Genomic DNA, 20773 nt, shown 5'->3' with positions numbered 1-20773 from the left:
TTAGAAACAGACTGGTAAATTTGAAGGTGTAAGGAAAAATAGTCATAGATGAAACTAATACATAATATTTTATGTGAAAAACTAAATCCGAGAAGTGGAGTTATCAAAATAAGTAGTTCTAATGATGAAGATAGAATTTATTTCCATATAAGTTGGGAGGGAGATTTCCATTTTATAGTTACTGGTTGGGGGCATTACGGGTGGTATTATGTACAAAGAGATAAACAACGTATATCGCCATCTTATGTTTATCAAAGAATAGATGATAGAGCGTTATCTGTTATGCAACACATTATAGACGAAATTGAAATTGGGAAATATAACAACAAAAAAACTGAAAAAGAAAAAATTAAACAGGTTCTTGAAGAAAGAAATCTAACCTCTTTTATGAACAATACAAAATGGAAAGAACTGATAGATTCCATCATGGAGAACATGAGAGACATCTCGATACAATATAAGACGTTTTTTGATGAAGAAGAGCCTAGCATGTATTGGACGATTGATGCTGATGAACATTTTTTTCATATGAATATGAGAATTGTTGAATGGTTTAAAATTAGAAGTAAATTTGAGAAAGTTCTTGGTCAAGGACGTTTAATTGAGCCAAAGATATGTGTTACTGATAAAAAAATAGAAATAGAGTGTACGCTTAATAAATTTAGTATTCCTTATGAATATGATGATATTGAAAAATGTTTTATTATTTTTGGGTACAGATAATGAAAATTGAAAATTAGAAGTTAAAGGGGTAATTGTTCCATTAAATAGAATAGTTTGTTGTGATACTCCTCTTTATATTAAAATATCCGACTATAAATATGAGGTGCGGTTAGGCTATGAATTAGTTTTTAAATATGATTTTTTTGTGTAGCTTTTGGGAAGAATGTGTTGTTATCACTGATAAGTTTTAGCAGCAAGGATGATAAAAATATTCGTATATCACAAATGAAAAAGGCTTGGCCAACGCCTAACCGAAGCGATAAAACAGAAGAGGAAATGTGGAAGTCTTATCAAAAAATTGCAAACAGACAAACTTTTGAGAAACTATGCAATATGGAAGAGATTGCAAATGAATCTGATATAGTAAATAAAAAATCGGAAAATAGTTACCGCCTTATCGATCTGTACAAAATGATTGGATACGGAGTTACAGGGTTTTATCCTGCCTTGGAAGAAAATAAAGATGAGCTGGAGAGAAAAATCGAAGAATACATTATGTGCTTAAGAACAAATCCCAGTTTGTTGGATTAGTACTAAATATAAATTTTTAATTTTTAATAAGGAGGTATGCGCCTCCTTTTTGTTGTATAATGGAGTGAGGTGATTAGATGATTTTAAAAATTTATAGTGGGGAATATAGTTTACAATGGGATGGAATATACTACTTAGCACTAATTGATTATCCAAATATTCAAGAGTGGGAATTAGAAAAAATTGCTAAATTTATAGCTTACGAAAAACTTCATAAACGTCAAACAAGTATTGAGTGTGCTGATTCTTGTTTAAAAAAAGAAATTTTAGATTACATCTGTCAGCATCCCTTTCTGCCACCATTTACCCCTACAGATAAAAGAGTAGCCTCGACTTATGATCTACATAAGAGGTTAGTGACTTCAGACTACTGTAGTCATACTACGACTATAGATGCAGCGATTTCTATCTTTAAAACAGGTCAGCTCTTATCTGCTGTGAAAGCCTTTGGGCGAGATGCTGAGGAGTTGGTTTTGGATAGTCGAAATGCTGCATCTGATCCGATAGATTATTTTGACTATGTCATGTTAGGGTGGTCAAATACAAGTTCTGGTTATCGATTGGCGATGGAGCGTTTATTAGGTCGAGCTCCTTCAGAGAAAGAATTACAAGACAAGTTTATTCCTGGAGTAAGTTTTCATTTTATCTATACAGATTTGATTAAAGTTCCTGGTTATATTTTTGATGGTTACCATGCTGTAAAAATTAAGGACATGCTTAATTTATTAAGTGAGTTGTATATTTGCATTATTCCAACTCATAATAAGAGCCAATTTGAAAATATTATTCCAACCAAAATACAAGATAGGGTGTATTATCTTGACTATGCTGGAGAAGACTTAGAAGAGTGGACTAAGAAAGTCTATCAAGTTGTTTTAAAACAATCAGATAAAGGATAGTTGAGGAAAAACGATGAAAGTAATTGATCAAGCTCTACTAGAAAAAGTTATTATTGAACGTTCTCGTACCAGTCATAAAGGGGACTACGGTCGTCTGCTGTTGCTGGGTGGAACTTATCCTTATGGTGGTGCCATTATCATGGCTACTTTAGCAGCTGTAAAAAGCGGTGCAGGATTGGTGACCGTTGGAACGGACAGGGAAAATATTCCAGCTCTGCACAGCCATTTACCTGAGGCTATGGCCTTTGCTCTTCAAGATCAGCAATTGTTAAAAGAGCAGTTGGATAAGGCAGAAGTTGTCTTGCTGGGCCCTGGTTTACGAGACGATACTTTTGGAGAAAATCTAGTAAAACAAGTCTTTGTTAATTTAAGACAGAATCAGATTTTGATTGTAGATGGTGGTGCCCTGACCATTCTTGCTAGAACAAGTTTGTCATTTCCATCTAACCAGCTTATCCTAACTCCCCACCAAAAAGAGTGGGAAAAGCTGTCTGGTATTGCTATTGAAAAGCAAAAGGAAGCTGCAACGGCTAGTGTCCTAACTTCCTTCCCTCAAGGAACAATTTTGGTAGAGAAAGGTCCAGCTACTCGTATTTGGCAAGTTGGCCAGTCTGATTATTACCAGTTACAGGTTGGTGGTCCCTATCAGGCGACTGGGGGAATGGGAGATACTCTGGCTGGGATGATTGCAGGATTTGCAGGCCAGTTTAAACAAGCCAGTCTCTACGAGAGTGTGGCAGTAGCGACCCATCTTCATTCAGCCATAGCCCAAGAACTATCTCAAGAACAGTATGTGGTCTTGCCGACGGGAATTAGTAATTGTCTTCCTAAAGTAATGAAAATTATTTGTCAACAAGAGAGGGTAAGCAAAGATAAACTTGTTTAAAATAGATAGATAAACCTACTTCCTTCTCTTAATTTATGATTCTTGAAATGCGCCTGCTTTAATGCTAAACTAGACGTATCAAAGTTAAGGTCTTATTTTTGGAACTGGAAAGAGATGAACAAATCAAATACATAAAAGATAAACTCATTTTTATTCGTTTGGTAAAAAGAAAATGCATATTTTTAAAGAAAGATTGATGAAAAATGTAAATTTGATCTTTTCACTTGAATAAAAAGCGGTTTCATAGTAAAATAAGAACTGAGAATGATGGAGGTAAATCGGTGGAAAATCTGAAGAAAATGGCAGGTATCAAGGCTGCTGAGTTCGTGAGCGATGGAATGGTCGTTGGACTTGGAACAGGCTCGACTGCCTATTATTTTGTCGAAGAAATCGGTCGTCGTATCAAGGAAGAAGGATTGCAGATTACAGCTGTAACAACTTCTAGTGTGACTAGTAAACAGGCTGAAGGTCTTAACATCCCGCTCAAGTCTATTGACCAAGTAGACTTGGTTGATGTGACGGTTGACGGGGCGGATGAAGTGGATAGCCAGTTTAACGGAATCAAAGGCGGTGGTGGTGCCCTTCTGATGGAGAAGGTTGTAGCAACGCCCTCAAAAGAATATATTTGGGTGGTGGATGAAAGCAAGCTGGTAGACAAACTAGGTGCTTTTAAATTGCCAGTAGAAGTGGTTCAGTATGGTGCAGAGCAGGTCTTTCGTCGTTTTGAACGAGCTGGCTACAAACCAAGTTTCCGTGAAAAAGATGGCCAACGTTTTGTGACCGATATGCAGAACTTTATCATTGACCTTGCCTTGGATGTCATTGAAGATCCAATTGCTTTCGGACAAGAATTGGACCATGTCGTTGGTGTCGTAGAGCACGGCTTATTCAACCAAATGGTGGATAAGGTAATCGTTGCTGGACAAGATGGCGTTCAGATTTTAACCTCAAGAAAAGAAAAATAGAAGGGGGCATAAGATGTCTAAATTTAATCGTATTCACTTGGTAGTACTGGATTCTGTAGGAATCGGAGCTGCACCAGATGCCAATAACTTTGTCAATGCAGGGGTTCCAGATGGTGCCTCTGACACACTGGGACACATTTCAAAAACAGTTGGTTTGAATGTCCCAAACATGGCTAAAATAGGTCTTGGAAATATTCCTCGTGAAACACCTCTTAAGACTGTACCGGCGGAAAGCAATCCAACAGGATATGCAACAAAATTGGAAGAAGTGTCCCTTGGTAAGGACACCATGACTGGACACTGGGAAATCATGGGACTCAATATTACTGAGCCTTTCGATACTTTCTGGAACGGATTCCCAGAAGAAATCTTGACAAAAATCGAAGATTTCTCAGGACGCAAGGTCATTCGTGAAGCTAACAAACCTTACTCAGGAACAGCCGTTATCGATGATTTTGGACCACGTCAGATGGAAACTGGAGAGTTGATTATCTATACTTCAGCTGACCCAGTCTTGCAAATTGCTGCCCACGAAGACATCATTCCTTTGGACGAATTGTATCGTATCTGTGAATACGCTCGTTCAATTACCCTTGAGCGCCCTGCCCTTCTTGGTCGCATCATTGCCCGTCCATATGTTGGTGAGCCAGGTAACTTCACTCGTACAGCCAACCGTCGTGACTTAGCCGTTTCTCCATTTGCACCGACTGTTTTGGATAAATTGAATGAAGCTGGTATCGATACTTATGCTGTGGGTAAAATCAATGATATCTTTAACGGTGTTGGTATCAACCATGATATGGGTCACAATAAGTCAAATAGCCACGGAATTGACACACTGTTGAAGACTATGGGCCTTGCTGAGTTTGAAAAAGGATTTTCATTCACAAACTTGGTTGACTTTGATGCCCTTTATGGCCACCGTCGTAATGCTCACGGCTACCGTGATTGTTTGCATGAGTTTGATGAACGCTTATCTGAAATTATCGCAGCTATGAGAGAGAACGACCTTCTCTTGATTACTGCGGACCATGGAAATGACCCAACTTATGCAGGAACAGACCACACTCGTGAATATATTCCACTTTTGGCCTATAGCCCTGCCTTTAAAGGCAATGGTGTCATTCCAGTAGGACATTTTGCAGATATTTCAGCGACTGTTGCCGATAACTTTGGTGTGGAAACTGCTATGATTGGGGAAAGTTTCTTAGATAAATTGGTATAAGATGACACGCTATGCTTTGTTGGTGAGAGGCATCAATGTTGGTGGCAAGAATAAGGTTGTCATGGCGGAGCTTTGTCAAGAATTGACAGACTTGGAACTGGAAAAGGTTGAAAGCTACATCAACAGTGGCAACATTTTCTTTACTTCGACAGAACCAAAAGCTCGATTGGTTGAAAAATTAGAGACTTTTTTTGGGACTCGTTATCCATTTATTCAGAGCTTTTCTTTACTGAGTCAAGAAGACTATGAAGCAGAAGTGGAAAATCTCCCAGCTTGGTGGAAGGAAGACTTGACACGAAAAGATGTCCTCTTTTACACTGAGGGCTTGAATGTGGACCAGGTCATTGAGTCAATTGAAAGCTTAGAGCTGAAAGATGAGGTGCTTCATTTTGGAAAACTTGGTATTTTCTGGGGGAAATTCTCTGAAGAAACCTACTCTAAAACTGCCTATCATAAGTACTTGCTCAAGATGCCTTTCTATCGCCACATTACCATTCGCAATGCAAAAACCTTTGACAAAATCGGTCAAATGCTAAAAACTAATAAAGGAGACACACAATGACATTTTTAGATAAAATCAATGAAACAGCTGCCTTCCTGAAAGACAAGGGAATTCAAGCACCTGAGTTCGGTCTAATCCTTGGGTCAGGTCTTGGAGAATTGGCAGAAGAAATCGAAAATCCAGTTGTAGTAGACTATGCTGAGATTCCAAACTGGGGCCGTTCAACCGTAGTTGGTCACGCTGGGAAATTGGTATATGGTGAACTGGCAGGTCGCAGGGTCTTGGCTCTTCAAGGGCGTTTCCATTTCTACGAAGGAAATCCTCTGGAGGTCGTGACTTTCCCAGTACGTGTCATGAAAGTTCTTGGATGTGAAGGTGTTATTGTAACCAATGCTGCTGGTGGTATTGGATATGGGCCTGGTACCTTGATGGCTATCTCAGACCATATCAACATGACGGGGCAAAACCCATTGATGGGTGAAAACTTGGATGACTTTGGTCCACGTTTCCCTGATATGTCTAAGGCCTACACACCAGAATACCGTGCTACTGCCCATGAAGTGGCTAAAAAACTGGGTATCAAGCTTGATGAAGGTGTCTATATCGGTGTAACTGGTCCGACTTATGAAACACCAGCAGAAATTCGTGCCTATAAGATACTTGGAGCAGATGCAGTCGGTATGTCTACGGTTCCTGAAGTTATCGTTGCAGCCCACTCAGGCTTGAAAGTTCTTGGTATTTCATGTATCACTAACCATGCTGCAGGATTCCAAGAAGAACTCAACCACGAAGAAGTTGTAGAAGTGACTGAACGTGTTAAAGGTGATTTCAAAGGCTTGCTTAAAGGGATTCTTGCTGAATTGTAAGAAAAAAGATTTAAAAGGGGGAATACCTCTACCTTTTCATGATTGACTGCCTATCAGGGTCAAAGAAGAAATATAAGTATACTATGAGGTTCTTCCTGCTCTTATAATTGAAAGAAGCGGAAGAATAGATATGTTTGCGTCTGATAGTTAGCATTGTGAAAGACAAGATTCTAGGATACTAGCATTAGCTTCCTAGCCAAGCAGACTAGTATGATAAGAAGAGATAAGAATGAATTTATACTCAATGAAATTCAAAGAGCAAACTAGGAAGTTAGCCGCAGGTTGCTCAAAACACAGTTTTGAGGTTGTAGATAAGACTGACGAAGTCAGTGACCATATCTACGGTAAGGCGACGCTGACGTGGTTTGAAGAGATTTTCGAAGAGTATTACTTTCTGAATTTCTCAGTCTTATCATATATAGCACAATGAGATTTTGCTTGAGTCTGCTTACAAATAAACGAAAAGAAAGATAAGAAATAATGAAAATTGGTCAACGAATTATGCGCTTTGGCATAAAAAAATTAAGTATCGGAGTTGTATCTGTTGCAGTCGGCTTCGCATTTCTAGCTCCAGCTGGAATTTCAGCCAATGAAGTAAAACAAGATGTAACATCTGAAGTGGCAACAAGAGTGCTAGATTCTAAGGAGGAATTGAGAGAGCCGGAAAATGTTGCTCCAAAAGTAGAAACTCCTCTTAAAGAGGAGCCAAGACTAGCTCCTCAAACGCTTCCGGAAGCAAGTGAAGTTCTTGAAAACAAAAGGGAAGAGTCAAAAGTGGAGATAACAGAGCCAGTTCAAGACTCACCTATTCTTGCTCCTGTAGAAGAAACTAAAGAAGAAGTTGTGACAGAAAAACCAACAAATACTCGTTCTTTAACAGCAGAAGATTTGGTGAAGATTTCCAAAGGGGAATTGCATTTAGAAAATGATTTGATCGATGAATCTCTCTATGGTGAAAAAGTTCTTGATTTGGAAGGGGATGATGACCAAGATGGCATCAAAAACAAAGATGAACTTTATGTTTACAACAAAGATGGTAAGGATTATCTAGGATATAACAGTCATCCCTTACTAGCAGACAGTGATGGGGATGGTTTGGCAGATGGAGAAGATGACAATAAGAAAGAATGGTATGTCACAGACCGTGATTCTCTTCTCTTTATGGAGCTAGCCTATCGAGACGATGATTATATTGAGAAAATTTTAGATCATAAGAATCCTTTCCCTAGTCTCTATCTTGACCGTCAAGAATACAAACTCATGCACAATGAATTGGCTCCTTTCTGGAAAATGAAAAAAGCTTACCATACAGATAGTGGCTTGGATGCTTTCTTATTTGAGACCAAGAGCGACCTTCCTTATCTCAAAGATGGAACGGTGCACATGTTGGCTATTCGTGGAACGCGAGTTAATGACGCCAAGGACTTAAGTGCAGATTTGGTTTTATTAGGTGGAAATAAACCAGCTCAAGCGGATGATATCCGCAAGGTTGTTGGGGAATTAGCCAAGGATACAAGTATTACCAAGTTGTATATGACAGGTCATTCTCTTGGAGGCTACCTAGCTCAGATTGCAGCGGTGGAAGCTTACCAAAAATATCCTGATTTTTATAACCATGTATTGCGGAAAGTGACGACTTTCAGTGCTCCTAAAGTGATTACTTCCAGAACTGTTTGGAATGCTAAGAATGGTTTCTGGGATGTTGGTTTGGAAAGCCGTAAATTAGCTGTTAGCGGAAAAATTAAGCATTATGTGGTTGATAATGATAATGTTGTGACTCCATTGATTCATAATGATCGTGATATTGTTACATTTACAGGTAATTCACGATTTAAACACCGTTCTCGTGGCTATTTTGAAAGTCGAATGAATGATATTCCTAACTTTAATATTGGTAAACGAGCTACCTTGGATAAACATGGTTATCGTGATCCAAAATTGGATAAAGTGCGCTTCTTTAAGAAACAGGCTCTGCCTCAATCTGCTAGTCAACCAAGTGCTGAACCAATGGAAAATATTGCCTTAGGGAAACAGGTTACTCAAAGTTCGACAGCTTTCGGAGGAGATGCTAGAAGAGCTGTGGATGGCAAAGTCGATGGTAACTATGGTCACAATTCTGTCACTCATACAAACTTCCAATCCAAGCCTTGGTGGCAAGTAGATTTGGCTAAAGAAGAAACCATTCGCCAAATCAATATTTACAACCGCACAGACACTGCCCAGGATAGATTGGCAAACTTTGATGTCATTCTTTTAGACAGTTTTGGTAAAGAAATTGAGAGAAAACGTATAACATCTCTTAAAGATGTGTCAGCACAAATTGCGATTAACCATAAAAAAGCGCGCTATGTTCGGATTGAACTAGAAGGCTATAATGCTCTCAGTCTTGCAGAAGTCCAAGTATATCGTGCTGAGAATATCGCTTGGAAAAAACAGGTTAAGAAAAGTTCCACTGTTTTTGAGGGAGCTACAAGTTTTGCCTTGGATGGCAATACCAATAGCAGTTATAGCCAACACTCGAACACATATACTAAGTCTGAAAACCAACCTTGGTGGGAAGTTGATTTAGGGCGTACGGAGCAGGTAGGGCTTGTTCGCCTTCATAACCGTGGGGATGGAGAACTTTCTAAACGTTTGTCAGACTTTGATGTAATTTTATATGATGAAAAAGGGAAAGAAGTTGCTAGACAGTATGTTTCTAAACTTGACGGAACGAGCTTGGATGTTCAATTAAATGGGAAATTGGGACGCCGTGTTCGTGTGCAACTACGTAAGAACAATCAAGCCCTCAGTCTTGCAGAAGTAGAAGTTTTCCGCTTTATAGCTACGAATGGTGAGACGGCGACACAAGTTTCTAAGCCAGTTCAACCAATCAGTCAGACTCCTGCCAAAGACAAAACATTGACAATTCAACATAGTGGAGCTTACATTGCCCGCTACTCTATAACTTGGGAAGAAGTTACAGTAGATAAAGATGGAAACCAAGTTGTTCGTAGTCGTTCTTGGGAAGGAAACGGTCGCAACCAGACTGCAGGTTTTGTCCTCAACCTCCCAATCAAAGAAAATATGAGGAATCTGCGAATTAAGATTGAGAAAAAGACAGGTCTACTATGGAATAGATGGCAAACAATCTATGAAAACAGACCAATTTTAGCTCAACCCCACCGTAAAATTACCCATTGGGGAACGACATTAAATTCTAAGATTTCTGATGACGATGTCTTGTAAAAAATCCTACTATTTAATAATGAGATGATTTAGTTTATAAGAGAAGTACTACCTGAGCTTGAATAGAACTCAGGTAGCTCTCTGTGAAAGAACAAAATTAATACTCAATGAAAATCAAAGAGCAAACTAGGAAACTAGCCGTAGGCTGCTCAAAGCACTGCTTTGAGGTTGTAGATATAACTGACGAAGTCAGTAACATATATACGGCAAGGCGACGTTGACGTGGTTTGAAGAAATTTTCGAAGAGTATAAACAGAAAGGTAGAGCGCGTGTTCTAATTTGAACACGAGCGGAAAACTTTTCTAAAAACTCAGAAGAGAAGGGGAGTTCGGGTTTGAATTGAATCCGGTCTAATCTTCTCAATATCATCAAAATTAAGAAAGAAAGGAATTGACCCCACCCTAAAAGCAGTGGGAAAAAGATAGTTGGTCTAGCGAGCATCGCTCACTGCATCCAACTCCTATTTTCCCTTTGCTTTCTGACGGGTTTGGTATCTTTCTGATTATAAATTTTAGAATAAAGAAAGGATGGGTTAACTGTATTCATTGAACTGAATACGGGCGGAGAACTGTGTAAAAAAGATAAACTGTCTAGCATCTGCGATGCGTCGTCAGTTTCCTATTTTTACTTTGTTCTCTGTCGCTATCCTAAATATACAATAAAGAAAGGTAGAGCGTGTGTTCTGATTTGAACACGAGCGGAAAACTTGGAAAATAGATAATCTGACTGAGAAATCAGGATTTCTCGTCAGATTCCTAATTTTCAGTCGTTTTCTTGTCGCTCTTTGTATCATAAATTATGTCTATCCATATTGCTGCTCAGCAGGGTGAAATTGCTGATAAAATTCTTCTTCCTGGGGATCCTCTTCGTGCTAAGTTTATTGCGGAGAATTTCCTTGAAGATGCTGTTTGTTTTAACGAAGTGCGTAACATGTTTGGTTATACTGGTACTTACAAGGGTCACCGTGTATCTGTTATGGGAACTGGGATGGGAATGCCATCCATTTCGATTTATGCGCGTGAGTTGATTGTTGACTACGGTGTGAAAAAATTGATCCGTGTGGGAACTGCGGGTTCTTTGAATGAAGATGTTCACGTTCGTGAATTGGTTTTGGCGCAGGCAGCTGCAACCAACTCAAACATTGTCCGTAATGACTGGCCACAGTATGATTTTCCACAAATCGCTAGCTTTGACTTGCTAGATAAGGCTTATCATATCGCAAAAGAACTTGGCATGACAACCCACGTTGGGAACGTTTTATCATCTGATGTCTTTTACTCAAATTACTTTGAAAAGAACATCGAGCTTGGTAAATGGGGGGTCAAGGCTGTGGAAATGGAAGCAGCGGCACTCTACTATCTAGCAGCCCAACATCATGTTGATACGCTTGCTATCATGACTATTTCTGATAGTTTGGTCAATCCAGACGAAGACACAACTGCAGAAGAACGACAAAATACCTTCACCGATATGATGAAGGTTGGATTAGAAACCTTGATTGCAGAATAATTATAGCCAAAAAAGGAAGCCCTTCTTTATGAATTGGAGGACTTCCTTTTCTTATCCAGAAATTGGTCTATCTCTTTTTGTGATCTGAGGATGACCACTTTATCTGGATAGTTTTTTTGAATCCACTTGTAGCGTTCCTTAGAGGATTTGCTCCGTCCATCCCAGAGAATCCATCTGATAAACTCCCAATTAAATTGTTCTTGACAACCAGCTGCCATACTTTCTCTGACCTTGCCTTGGTATTTGAGGTACCGTTTAAAGGCTCGAAAGAGACAGGTTAATGGCGAAAAATTGAGAAAGATGATTTGGTCAGCTTCCTGCATTCTTTCCTCGTAATAGCACCAAGAATAATTACCATCGATGACCCAGGCTTCATGCTTGGTGAGAAATTTTTTCATCTCATCAAACATCCATTCACGGTCACTGTCTTGCCAACCAGGTTGAAATTGGAGTGTGTCCATGTGAAGTTTTGGGATGGAGTAGTAGTGAGACAACTTTTCAGCTAGCGTTGACTTACCTGCACCAGAATATCCGATAATTGCGATTTTCATTTTCTACCTTTTCCTATTTGGAGACAAAAAAACAGCCTCTATGGACTGTTTCTTATTTAGCAAGTTTAGCTGAAAGACGAGCTTTATCGCGGCTTGCTTTGTTTTTGTGAATCAAACCTTTAGTTTCTGCTTTATCGATAGCTGAGCTAGCAGCACGGAAAAGTTCTTCAGATGGGTTTGCTTCGAAAGCTTTGATAGCAGTACGCATAGCTGATTTTTGAGCTGAGTTCTTTTCGTTTTGTTTAACGTTCAATTCAGCGCGTTTGATAGCTGATTTAATGTTTGCCAATGTTCTTACCTCCATATTTACTAACTATACCATTATATCTGAAAACTTACGTTTTGACAAGGGAAAATTACTTTTTTAAGTAAATTTCATCGATTTCATGGTTCTTGCTTTTATGAAGAATCACTTCCGCACGATTTCTGGTTGGTTCAATATAATTTTGTAGATTTGTGAGATTGATACTGGTCCAGACCTGATGGGCAAAGGATTCCACTTCCCCAATCGACATTTGAGTAAAACGATAATAGTAGCTATCAGGGTCGTTTTGGGCTAGGCTCAGCATCTTCAAGAAACGGTCCAGATACCAACTCTCAATATCATCCACTGCAGCATCAACATAGATGGAAAAGTCAAAGAAGTCAGTGATATAGAGACGCTCGTTTTGTGGATTTTGAAAGACATTGATTCCCTCAACAATGACAAAATCAGCAGCTTTGACGCTTTGCTTTTCCTCAGGGATGATGTCGTAGACTTCATGAGAGTAGACAGGAATATCCACATCTTGTCCGTTTTTGATGCGGTCCAAGAAGTTGAGAAGAGCCTCCATATCATAGCTTTCAGGAAATCCTTTACGATTTAAAATCCCCTGCTCAATCAAGGTTTGATTGGGATAGAGAAAACCATCAGTTGTAACCAACTCAACACTAGCATCAGTTACAGTTCTAGAAAGCAGGGTTTGCAATAGACGACTGGTTGTGGATTTTCCAACGGCAACACTCCCAGAAACCCCAATAATAAAAGGTTGAGATTTACTTTCACGTTGGAGGAAAATTCCTTTGGAAAAGGCTAAATCTTCCTTAGTTCGCTTGTAAATCTGAATCAGATGAGCCAAGGGGAGATAGATATCTGTAACATCCTGTAAACTAATCTGGTCATTAAAACTCTTGATGGATTCTAATTCCTCTTCTGTCAAAGGAGGTGTTGTTTTTCGATGTAAAGATTGCCAAGTCTGGCGGCTGATTTTTTCAAAATGTAAAAATTCGTTGGTCATTTGTTTTCCCCTAGATATTTTGTTTATCATACCATACCATAAAAAGCTAAAAAAATAAAGCGGTTTCTTGAATTCAGTCAGTCAATAGTATATAATATAAGTAGATAGAGGATGAACAATTTATTGATGAAGTAGGAGCTGCTTTCTACTGACTTATCAGCTATAAAGGGGGCTTTGGGGTTTATAACTTATAGGAGGTGTACTATGAAAATCTTGAAACGTTACTTATTGGAACTCTGTTTTATTTTAAGTTTTTCCTTACCTTTTATAAAAGGAGCCAATGCAGATAATGGTAGACGCTTTGTGGAAATCTATTACGGTTTTACTTTTTTGATGGAACATGCCATTGTAACAGCTGTCTTTATCTGTTCGCTCTTGATTGCTTTCTTCCTAAAAAAACGGTGGACGAAATGGCTTGCTGCTGGTAGTTATTGCTTTTTAGTCCTATGGATTGCGACAGAGGGTTATTTCTTCCGCATGTCACTAGAAGATTTGATACGACTTTGGACAAGTTTGGAAATCCTGACACAAACGTATCAGTTGGGCTTTTATCTAAACATCTTATTGGGAATCCTGTTGATGATTAAGCATTTGAAGGTTAAGTAATAGTAATAAAAATGCGCTTGATTATAGACAATAAATTTGTTGTTTTATCATGGCAATGATAGCTGTAGTCCTAGATGAAATACTATTTGCTTATAAGTGTTGAAAGAGATTGAAGGGGAGCTATTGTAAAGCAACTTCCTTCAATCTTTTTGTCTCATTCTGGATATGTAAACGATTTACAATTTAAGTCAAATTATGGTAAAATAGTTTCATGAGTAAAATGTATTATGCAGAGAATCCTGACGCTGCTCACGACATTCATGAGTTGAGAGTGGACTTGTTGGGAGAAAAAATGACCTTTCTGACGGATGCAGGTGTTTTTAGCAAGAAGATGGTTGACTTCGGAAGTCAACTCTTGCTCAAGTGTCTTGAGGTCAACCAAGGAGAGACAGTCCTAGATGTCGGCTGTGGTTATGGTCCATTAGGTTTGTCCTTAGTCAAGGCTTACGGCGTTCAGGCGACCATGGTCGATATCAATAATCGTGCCTTGGATTTGGCTAAGAGAAATGCTGAAAAAAATAATGTAAAAGCGACGATTTTCCAGTCCAACATCTATGAACAAGTTGAAGGTACATTTGACCATGTTATTTCAAATCCTCCTATCCGTGCAGGCAAGCAAGTGGTTCACGAAATCATCGAGAAAAGTAAAGATTTCTTGGAAACTGGTGGAGATTTAACAATCGTCATCCAGAAAAAGCAAGGGGCTCCAAGTGCCAAGTCTAAGATGGAAGACGTGTTTGGCAATTGTGAAATCCTTAAAAAAGACAAGGGATACTATATCCTTAGAAGTGTGAAAGAATGAGAGCAGTTGATTTAATCCAAAAAAAACGAGGCGGGCAAGAATTGACTTCGAGTGAAATTGAATGGCTGGTAGAAGGCTATGTGTCAGGAACTGTCCCTGATTATCAGATGTCTGCCTTTGCTATGGCTGTTTATTTTAAAGGAATGACGACTCGTGAAATTTCTGATTTGACCATGAATATGGTTAAGACTGGGCAAGAGTTTGACTTGTCTGCCATTGATGGTGTGAAAGTTGACAAGCATTCTACTGGTGGTGTCGGCGATAAGGTAACCTTGATTTTAGCTCCTCTTGTTGCTAGCTTCGGTGTGCCTGTAGCAAAAATGAGTGGTCGTGGTCTCGGCCATACTGGTGGAACAATTGATAAATTGGAGTCCATTAAGGGCTATCAAGTCGAGCGCAGTCAAGAAGATTTCATTCGTCAGGTTCAGGATATTGGAGTATCTGTCATTGGGCAATCAGACCAGCTGGTCAAAGCGGATAAGCTTCTCTACGCCCTCCGTGATGTGACCGCAACTGTTGACACGATTCCTTTGATTGCGAGTTCGGTGATGAGCAAGAAAATTGCGGCAGGGGCGGATGCTATTTTGCTAGACGTGACTGTAGGTGAGGGTGCCTTCATGAAAACGGTTGATGAGGCGCGTGAATTGGCTCAAACCATGGTGGAACTTGGTAAGGCGGTTGGTCGGAAGACGGTAGCAGTGATTACGGATATGAGTCAGCCCTTGGGACGAGCGATTGGAAATCGCCTTGAAATCCTTGAAGCACTGGAGATTTTACAAGGTCAAGGCCGTCAGGATATTACCCACTTCATCTGTGAATTGGCTCAAATTATGCTTGGCCTGGCAAATGTAAACAAGACAGTTGAAGAAGTTCGCCAACATCTTGAAAATGGTCAAGCGCTAGCTAAGTTTGAGGAAATGGTCCAAGCCCAAGGTGGAGACTTGGAAGACCTCTATCGTCCTGTCAATGTTGCCCATGTGGTGGAAATCCCTGCTCAGGAAACGGGTATTATCTCAGCTCTTCCAGCAATGGAATTTGGGCTTTATGCCATGAGACTGGGAGCTGGTCGTGCAGTCAAATCTGATGCCTTGGACTATGAAACAGGAATTGTTTTTGAAAAGAAAATTGGAGATTCCGTTCAAAAGGGAGAAATTGTTGCAAAAGTATACACAAATGGAAAAATTTCTCCTCAGCTAGTTACAGATTTTCAAAAATATGTTAAAATAAATGATAGGGTGCAAAGTTTACGAGAAATTATAGAAATTATCTCATAAACCGCAGGAGAATCCGAATATGAAATTAAATAAATATATCGATCATACGCTTTTAAAACAAGATGCAACAGAAAATCAAATTGATTGTTTGTTGTCTGAGGCTAGGGAGTATGATTTTGCCAGTGTTTGCGTTAATCCGACCTGGGTTGAACATGCCAAAAAAGGGCTTGAAGGCACAGATGTCAAGGTCTGCACAGTAGTAGGTTTCCCTTTGGGGGCAACAACTTCAACTGTGAAAGCTTTTGAGACAAAAGAAGCTATCCAAAATGGTGCAGATGAGATTGATATGGTGATCAATGTTGGGGCTCTCAAATCAGGTAATTTAGCCTTGGTTGAATCGGACATCCGTGCTGTTGTAGAAGCAAGTGGTGACAAGTTAGTGAAAGTCATTATTGAAGCTTGCCTTCTGACAGATCAAGAAAAAGTTGTGGCTTGTCAATTAGCCCAAAAAGCAGGAGCTGATTTTGTTAAAACATCTACTGGCTTTTCAACTGGTGGCGCTACGATAGCAGATGTTCAATTGATGCGTGAAACAGTTGGGCCTGATATGGGTGTCAAGGCTGCTGGTGGAGCTCGTTCTTATGCAGATGCTCTTGCATTTGTGGAAGCAGGGGCGACCCGTATCGGAACGTCAGCTGGGGTAGCCATTTTAAAAGGAGAATTGGCTGATGGCGACTACTGAGTTGATTGAACTGGCAATTGAAACCAGCAAACATGCCTACGTCCCCTATTCTCACTTTCCTATCGGAGCAGTTTTAGTGGCAAAAGACGGAAGTGTTTACACGGGAGTGAATATCGAAAATGCTAGCTATCCTTTGACCAACTGTGGAGAACGTACAGCGATTTTTAAAGCAGTTTCTGAAGGGCAAAGAGAATTTTCAGAGCTGATTGTTTATGGTCAAACTGAAAAACCGATTTCACCATGTGGTGCTTGTCGCCAAGTAATGGTCGAATTTTTTGAACAAGATCTAAAAGTGACCTTAGTCGCAAAAGATAAATCGACGGTCGAGATGACGGTCGGGGAATTACTTCCATATTCTTTTACAGACTTAAATTAGTCTGAGTCGCTCTCTGAGTGGCACGGTCCTTGTGGCCAACCAATCCATACTTGCAACATCGTTGCACATCTTATTTAGGAGGTTCAGTAATGAACAAGAAACAATGGCTAGGTCTTGGCCTAGTAGCAGTGGCAGCAGTTGGACTTGCTGCATGTGGTAACCGCTCTTCTCGTAAGGCAGATTCATCTTCTGATGTGAAGACAAAAGCAGCAATCGTCACTGATACTGGTGGTGTTGATGACAAATCATTCAACCAATCAGCTTGGGAAGGTTTGCAGGCTTGGGGTAAAGAACACAATCTTTCAAAAGATAACGGTTTCACTTACTTCCAATCAACAAGTGAAGCTGACTACGCTAACAACTTGCAACAAGCGGCTGGAAGTTACAACCTAATCTTCGGTGTTGGTTTTGCCCTTCACAATGCAGTTAAAGATGCAGCAGCAGAGCACACTGATTTGAACTATGTCTTGATTGATGATGTGATTAAAGATCAAAAGAATGTTGCGAGCGTAACTTTCGCTGATAATGAGTCAGGTTACCTTGCAGGTGTAGCTGCAGCAAAAACAACTAAGACAAAACAAGTTGGTTTTGTAGGTGGGCAGGAGTCAGAAGTTATCTCTCGTTTTGAAGCAGGATTCAAGGCTGGTGTTGCGTCAGTAGACCCATCTATCAAAGTCCAAGTTGACTACGCTGGTTCATTTGGTGATGCTGCGAAAGGTAAAACAATTGCAGCCGCACAATACGCAGCCGGTGCAGATATTGTTTACCAAGTAGCTGGTGGTACAGGTGCTGGTGTCTTTGCAGAAGCAAAATCACTCAACGAAAGCCGTCCTGAAAATGAAAAAGTTTGGGTTATCGGTGTTGACCGTGACCAAGAAGCAGAAGGTAAATACACTTCTAAAGATGGTAAAGAATCAAACTTTGTTCTTGCATCTACTTTGAAACAAGTTGGTACAACTGTAAAAGATATTTCTAACAAGGCAGAAAAAGGTGAATTCCCTGGCGGTCAAGTGATCGTTTACTCATTGAAAGATAAAGGGGTTGACTTGGTAACAACTAACCTTTCTGAAGAAGGTAAAAAAGCCGTTGAAGATGCTAAAGCTAAAATCCTTGATGGAAGTGTAAAAGTTCCTGCAAAATAATGGATGGAAGTTATTTCTTAGGAAGCGGCCATCGGCCGCTTTTTAAGAGTTGAGGCAAAGTCATTTTGTCTCAGTAAAGCTTGCTACTAGATAAACTAGCAAGTTTTATTGAAATAAAATAAGACTCTGAAAGGAAGAGCACATGGCACACGAAAATGTCATTGAGATGCGTGATATTACCAAGGTGTTTGGTGAATTTGTTGCCAACGACAAAATCAACCTGCACCTACGAAAAGGTGAAATTCATGCACTTTTAGGAGAAAATGGGGCTGGTAAGTCCACGCTAATGAACATGTTAGCAGGACTTCTTGAACCAACCAGTGGTGAAATTGCGGTCAACGGTCAAGTTGTTAACCTCGACTCACCATCTAAAGCAGCTAGCTTGGGAATTGGAATGGTTCACCAGCACTTTATGTTGGTAGAAGCCTTCACAGTGGCTGAAAACATTATTTTAGGAAGTGAATTGACTAAAAATGGTGTGCTAGATATCGCTGGAGCTAGCAAAGAAATCAAGGCTCTTTCTGAACGTTATGGCTTAGCTGTGGACCCTTCTGCCAAGGTGGCAGACATCTCAGTTGGAGCCCAACAACGTGTAGAAATTTTAAAAACTCTTTATCGGGGAGCTGATATTCTTATTTTTGACGAACCAACGGCTGTTTTGACTCCATCAGAAATTGAGGAGTTGATGGCTATTATGAAAAATCTTGTCAAAGAAGGAAAATCAATTATCTTGATTACCCACAAGTTGGACGAAATTCGTGCAGTTTCTGACCGCGTTACAGTTATCCGTCGTGGGAAATCAATTGAAACCGTCAAAATTGCAGGGGCTACTAATGCTGATTTGGCAGAAATGATGGTGGGACGTTCAGTTTCCTTTAAGACAGAGAAGCAGGCCTCTCAACCAAAAGAAGTGGTCTTGTCAATCAAAGATTTGGTGGTCAATGAAAACCGTGGTGTTCCAGCTGTGAAAAATCTGTCCTTGGATGTTCGAGCGGGAGAGATTGTTGGGATTGCGGGGATTGATGGAAATGGTCAGTCTGAACTCATTCAAGCCATCACAGGTCTTCGTAAGGTTGAATCTGGTAGCATTGAGCTAAAAGGAGATTCAATTGTAGGATTGCACCCACGTCAGATTACAGAGTTGAGCGTTGGGCACGTTCCAGAAGACCGTCACCGTGATGGTTTGATTTTGGAAATGATGATTTCTGAAAATATTGCCCTTCAAACCTACTATAAAGAACCACATAGTAAAAATGGAATTTTGAACTATTCAAATATTACTTCTTATGCTAAAAAGCTAATGGAAGAGTTTGATGTTCGTGCTGCCAGTGAATTTGTTCCTGCAGCTGCACTCTCAGGAGGAAATCAACAAAAAGCAATTATTGCTCGTGAAATTGATCGAGATCCTGATCTCCTTATCGTCAGCCAGCCAACTCGTGGGTTGGATGTCGGTGCCATTGAATATATCCACAAACGCTTGATTGAAGAGCGTGATAATGGGAAGGCTGTCCTTGTTGTCAGCTTTGAATTGGATGAGATTTTAAACGTCTCAGACCGTATTGCCGTTATCCACGATGGTAAGATTCAAGGTATTGTATCACCAGAAACAACCAATAAACAAGAACTTGGTGTCTTGATGGCTGGTGGAAACTTGGGAAAGGAGAAGAGTGATGTCTAAAAAATTACAACAAATTTCGGTTCCCTTGATTTCTGTCTTCCTAGGAATTTTACTCGGAGCCATTGTCATGTGGATCTTTGGTTATGATGCTATTTGGGGCTATGAAGAATTGTTCTATACAGCCTTTGGTAGCCTGCGTGGGATTGGAGAAATCTTCCGTGCTATGGGGCCTTTGGTCTTGATTGGTCTTGGTTTTGCTGTTGCCAGTCGTGCTGGTTTCTTTAACGTCGGACTTCCTGGTCAGGCTTTGGCTGGTTGGATTCTTAGTGGTTGGTTTGCCCTGTCGCATCCAGATATGCCCCGTCCCTTGATGATTCTGGCAACTATTGTGATTGCCTTGATTGCAGGAGGGATTGTCGGTGCGATTCCAGGTATTCTTAGAGCCTATCTAGGGACGTCAGAGGTTATCGTAACCATCATGATGAACTACATTGTCTTGTATGTAGGGAATGCCTTTATCCATGCCTTTCCTAAAGACTTCATGCAAAGTACAGATTCGACGATTCGTGTTGGGGCTAATGCAACCTATCAGACCCCTTGGTTGGCTGAGTTGACTGGTAACTCACGGATGAATATCGGTATTTTCTTTGCCATCATTGCCGTTGCAGTTATTTGGTTCATGCTCAAGAAAACAACCCTTGGTTTTGAAATTCGTGCGGTTGGTCTTAATCCACATGCTTCAGAATATGCTGGTATTTCTGCCAAACGAACGATTATCCTATCAATGATTATATCAGGTGCCTTGGCTGGTCTTGGTGGAGCTGTTGAAGGACTTGGAACCTTCCAGAACGTCTATGTTCAAGGGGCGTCATTAGCTGTCGGATTTAACGGGATGGCAGTTAGTCTGCTTGCAGCCAACTCACCAATTGGTATTCTCTTTGCAGCCTTCCTATTTGGTGTTCTCCAAGTTGGAGCCCCTGGTATGAATGCGGCGCAGGTACCGTCTGAGCTTGTCAGCATTGTAACAGCGTCTATTATCTTCTTTGTCAGTGTTCATTACCTTATCGAACGCTTTGTCAAACCGAAAAAACAAGTTAAAGGAGGTAAGTAA

Annotated in this window: 22 protein-coding genes; 19 read left to right on the top strand and 3 right to left on the bottom strand. The window is 40.1% G+C overall.

Annotation, left to right across the window (positions count from 1 at the left end):
• Nucleotides 1–48: 48 nt before the first annotated feature.
• The 11 genes from PCY12_RS08605 to deoD all read left to right on the top strand — a co-directional run bounded on the left by PCY12_RS08605 (nucleotide 49) and on the right by deoD (nucleotide 11334).
• The gene (locus PCY12_RS08605; RefSeq protein ID WP_301352500.1) at nucleotides 49–723 is read left to right on the top strand and encodes a DUF6678 family protein; all 675 of its coding nucleotides are present in this window, start codon (nucleotides 49–51) and stop codon (nucleotides 721–723) included.
• A gap of 168 nt (nucleotides 724–891) precedes the next feature.
• A complete protein-coding gene (locus PCY12_RS08600; RefSeq protein WP_301352499.1) occupies nucleotides 892–1254 on the top strand; it encodes a hypothetical protein in 363 nt (120 codons plus the stop codon).
• A 77-nt stretch (nucleotides 1255–1331) separates the two neighbouring features.
• Nucleotides 1332–2153 (top strand): phosphate ABC transporter ATPase, encoded by an 822-nt coding sequence (locus PCY12_RS08595; protein WP_301352498.1) that lies wholly within the window; start codon nucleotides 1332–1334, stop codon nucleotides 2151–2153.
• A gap of 13 nt (nucleotides 2154–2166) precedes the next feature.
• Nucleotides 2167–3039, top strand: coding sequence for an NAD(P)H-hydrate dehydratase (locus PCY12_RS08590; RefSeq protein WP_301352496.1), 873 nt, complete (start codon nucleotides 2167–2169; stop codon nucleotides 3037–3039).
• A 281-nt stretch (nucleotides 3040–3320) separates the two neighbouring features.
• Entirely contained in the window at nucleotides 3321–4004 is a 684-nt protein-coding gene (gene rpiA, locus PCY12_RS08585) for a ribose-5-phosphate isomerase RpiA (RefSeq protein WP_112443519.1), read from the top strand.
• Nucleotides 4005–4017: 13 nt separating this feature from the next.
• The gene (locus PCY12_RS08580) at nucleotides 4018–5229 is read left to right on the top strand and encodes a phosphopentomutase (RefSeq protein ID WP_301352494.1); all 1212 of its coding nucleotides are present in this window, start codon (nucleotides 4018–4020) and stop codon (nucleotides 5227–5229) included.
• A gap of 1 nt (nucleotide 5230) precedes the next feature.
• A complete protein-coding gene (locus PCY12_RS08575) occupies nucleotides 5231–5791 on the top strand; it encodes a DUF1697 domain-containing protein (RefSeq protein WP_301352492.1) in 561 nt (186 codons plus the stop codon).
• Nucleotides 5788–6597 (top strand): purine-nucleoside phosphorylase, encoded by an 810-nt coding sequence (locus PCY12_RS08570; RefSeq protein ID WP_301352491.1) that lies wholly within the window; start codon nucleotides 5788–5790, stop codon nucleotides 6595–6597. The genes PCY12_RS08575 and PCY12_RS08570 overlap by 4 nt, the downstream gene beginning before the upstream one ends.
• Nucleotides 6598–6826: 229 nt before the next feature.
• Entirely contained in the window at nucleotides 6827–7027 is a 201-nt protein-coding gene (locus PCY12_RS08565) for a hypothetical protein (RefSeq protein ID WP_301352490.1), read from the top strand.
• 50 nt (nucleotides 7028–7077) lie between these two features.
• Nucleotides 7078–9825 carry a thiol-activated cytolysin C-terminal domain-containing protein gene (locus PCY12_RS10355; RefSeq protein WP_367316727.1) on the top strand — a complete coding sequence of 916 codons (2748 nt, stop codon included), beginning with the start codon at nucleotides 7078–7080 and terminating at the stop codon, nucleotides 9823–9825.
• Between the two features lie 798 nt (nucleotides 9826–10623).
• Nucleotides 10624–11334, top strand: a complete 711-nt coding sequence (deoD, locus tag PCY12_RS08550; RefSeq protein WP_301352488.1) for a purine-nucleoside phosphorylase — start codon at nucleotides 10624–10626, stop codon at nucleotides 11332–11334.
• 26 nt (nucleotides 11335–11360) lie between these two features.
• Here the strand turns inward: deoD and PCY12_RS08545 are convergent, their stop codons facing one another.
• The 3 genes from PCY12_RS08545 to coaA all read right to left on the bottom strand — a co-directional run bounded on the left by PCY12_RS08545 (nucleotide 11361) and on the right by coaA (nucleotide 13162).
• Nucleotides 11361–11885: a DNA topology modulation protein gene (locus tag PCY12_RS08545; RefSeq protein ID WP_301352487.1), complete on the bottom strand. Its 525-nt coding sequence runs from the start codon at nucleotides 11883–11885 to the stop codon at nucleotides 11361–11363.
• A gap of 52 nt (nucleotides 11886–11937) precedes the next feature.
• A complete protein-coding gene (gene rpsT / locus PCY12_RS08540) occupies nucleotides 11938–12174 on the bottom strand; it encodes a 30S ribosomal protein S20 (protein WP_001274000.1) in 237 nt (78 codons plus the stop codon).
• A 67-nt stretch (nucleotides 12175–12241) separates the two neighbouring features.
• A complete protein-coding gene (coaA, locus tag PCY12_RS08535; protein ID WP_301352485.1) occupies nucleotides 12242–13162 on the bottom strand; it encodes a type I pantothenate kinase in 921 nt (306 codons plus the stop codon).
• 204 nt (nucleotides 13163–13366) lie between these two features.
• Here coaA and PCY12_RS08530 point away from each other — a divergent pair, with 204 nt between their 5' ends.
• The 8 genes from PCY12_RS08530 to PCY12_RS08495 all read left to right on the top strand — a co-directional run bounded on the left by PCY12_RS08530 (nucleotide 13367) and on the right by PCY12_RS08495 (nucleotide 20773).
• Entirely contained in the window at nucleotides 13367–13768 is a 402-nt protein-coding gene (locus PCY12_RS08530) for a hypothetical protein (protein ID WP_301352483.1), read from the top strand.
• Between the two features lie 211 nt (nucleotides 13769–13979).
• The gene (locus tag PCY12_RS08525) at nucleotides 13980–14570 is read left to right on the top strand and encodes a class I SAM-dependent methyltransferase (protein WP_301352481.1); all 591 of its coding nucleotides are present in this window, start codon (nucleotides 13980–13982) and stop codon (nucleotides 14568–14570) included.
• The gene (locus tag PCY12_RS08520) at nucleotides 14567–15844 is read left to right on the top strand and encodes a pyrimidine-nucleoside phosphorylase (RefSeq protein WP_218764168.1); all 1278 of its coding nucleotides are present in this window, start codon (nucleotides 14567–14569) and stop codon (nucleotides 15842–15844) included. Before PCY12_RS08525 ends, PCY12_RS08520 begins: the two co-directional genes overlap by 4 nt.
• 19 nt (nucleotides 15845–15863) lie before the next feature.
• Nucleotides 15864–16526, top strand: coding sequence for a deoxyribose-phosphate aldolase (gene deoC / locus PCY12_RS08515; RefSeq protein ID WP_112443531.1), 663 nt, complete (start codon nucleotides 15864–15866; stop codon nucleotides 16524–16526).
• Nucleotides 16513–16902 carry a cytidine deaminase gene (locus tag PCY12_RS08510; protein ID WP_000246089.1) on the top strand — a complete coding sequence of 130 codons (390 nt, stop codon included), beginning with the start codon at nucleotides 16513–16515 and terminating at the stop codon, nucleotides 16900–16902. Before deoC ends, PCY12_RS08510 begins: the two co-directional genes overlap by 14 nt.
• Before the next feature lie 89 nt (nucleotides 16903–16991).
• Entirely contained in the window at nucleotides 16992–18044 is a 1053-nt protein-coding gene (locus PCY12_RS08505; RefSeq protein WP_049543026.1) for a BMP family protein, read from the top strand.
• Nucleotides 18045–18186: 142 nt separating this feature from the next.
• Complete coding sequence (locus PCY12_RS08500) at nucleotides 18187–19722, top strand: ABC transporter ATP-binding protein (RefSeq protein WP_301352480.1); 1536 nt, start codon at nucleotides 18187–18189, stop codon at nucleotides 19720–19722.
• Nucleotides 19715–20773: an ABC transporter permease gene (locus PCY12_RS08495; RefSeq protein ID WP_023942990.1), complete on the top strand. Its 1059-nt coding sequence runs from the start codon at nucleotides 19715–19717 to the stop codon at nucleotides 20771–20773. The genes PCY12_RS08500 and PCY12_RS08495 overlap by 8 nt, the downstream gene beginning before the upstream one ends.

The sequence above is a fragment of the Streptococcus sp. SPS1 genome, from assembly GCF_030439915.1.
Classification (GTDB): domain Bacteria; phylum Bacillota; class Bacilli; order Lactobacillales; family Streptococcaceae; genus Streptococcus.
The sequence above is the reverse complement of the archived record's forward strand: the minus strand, read 5'-3'. Positions and strand labels throughout refer to the sequence as shown.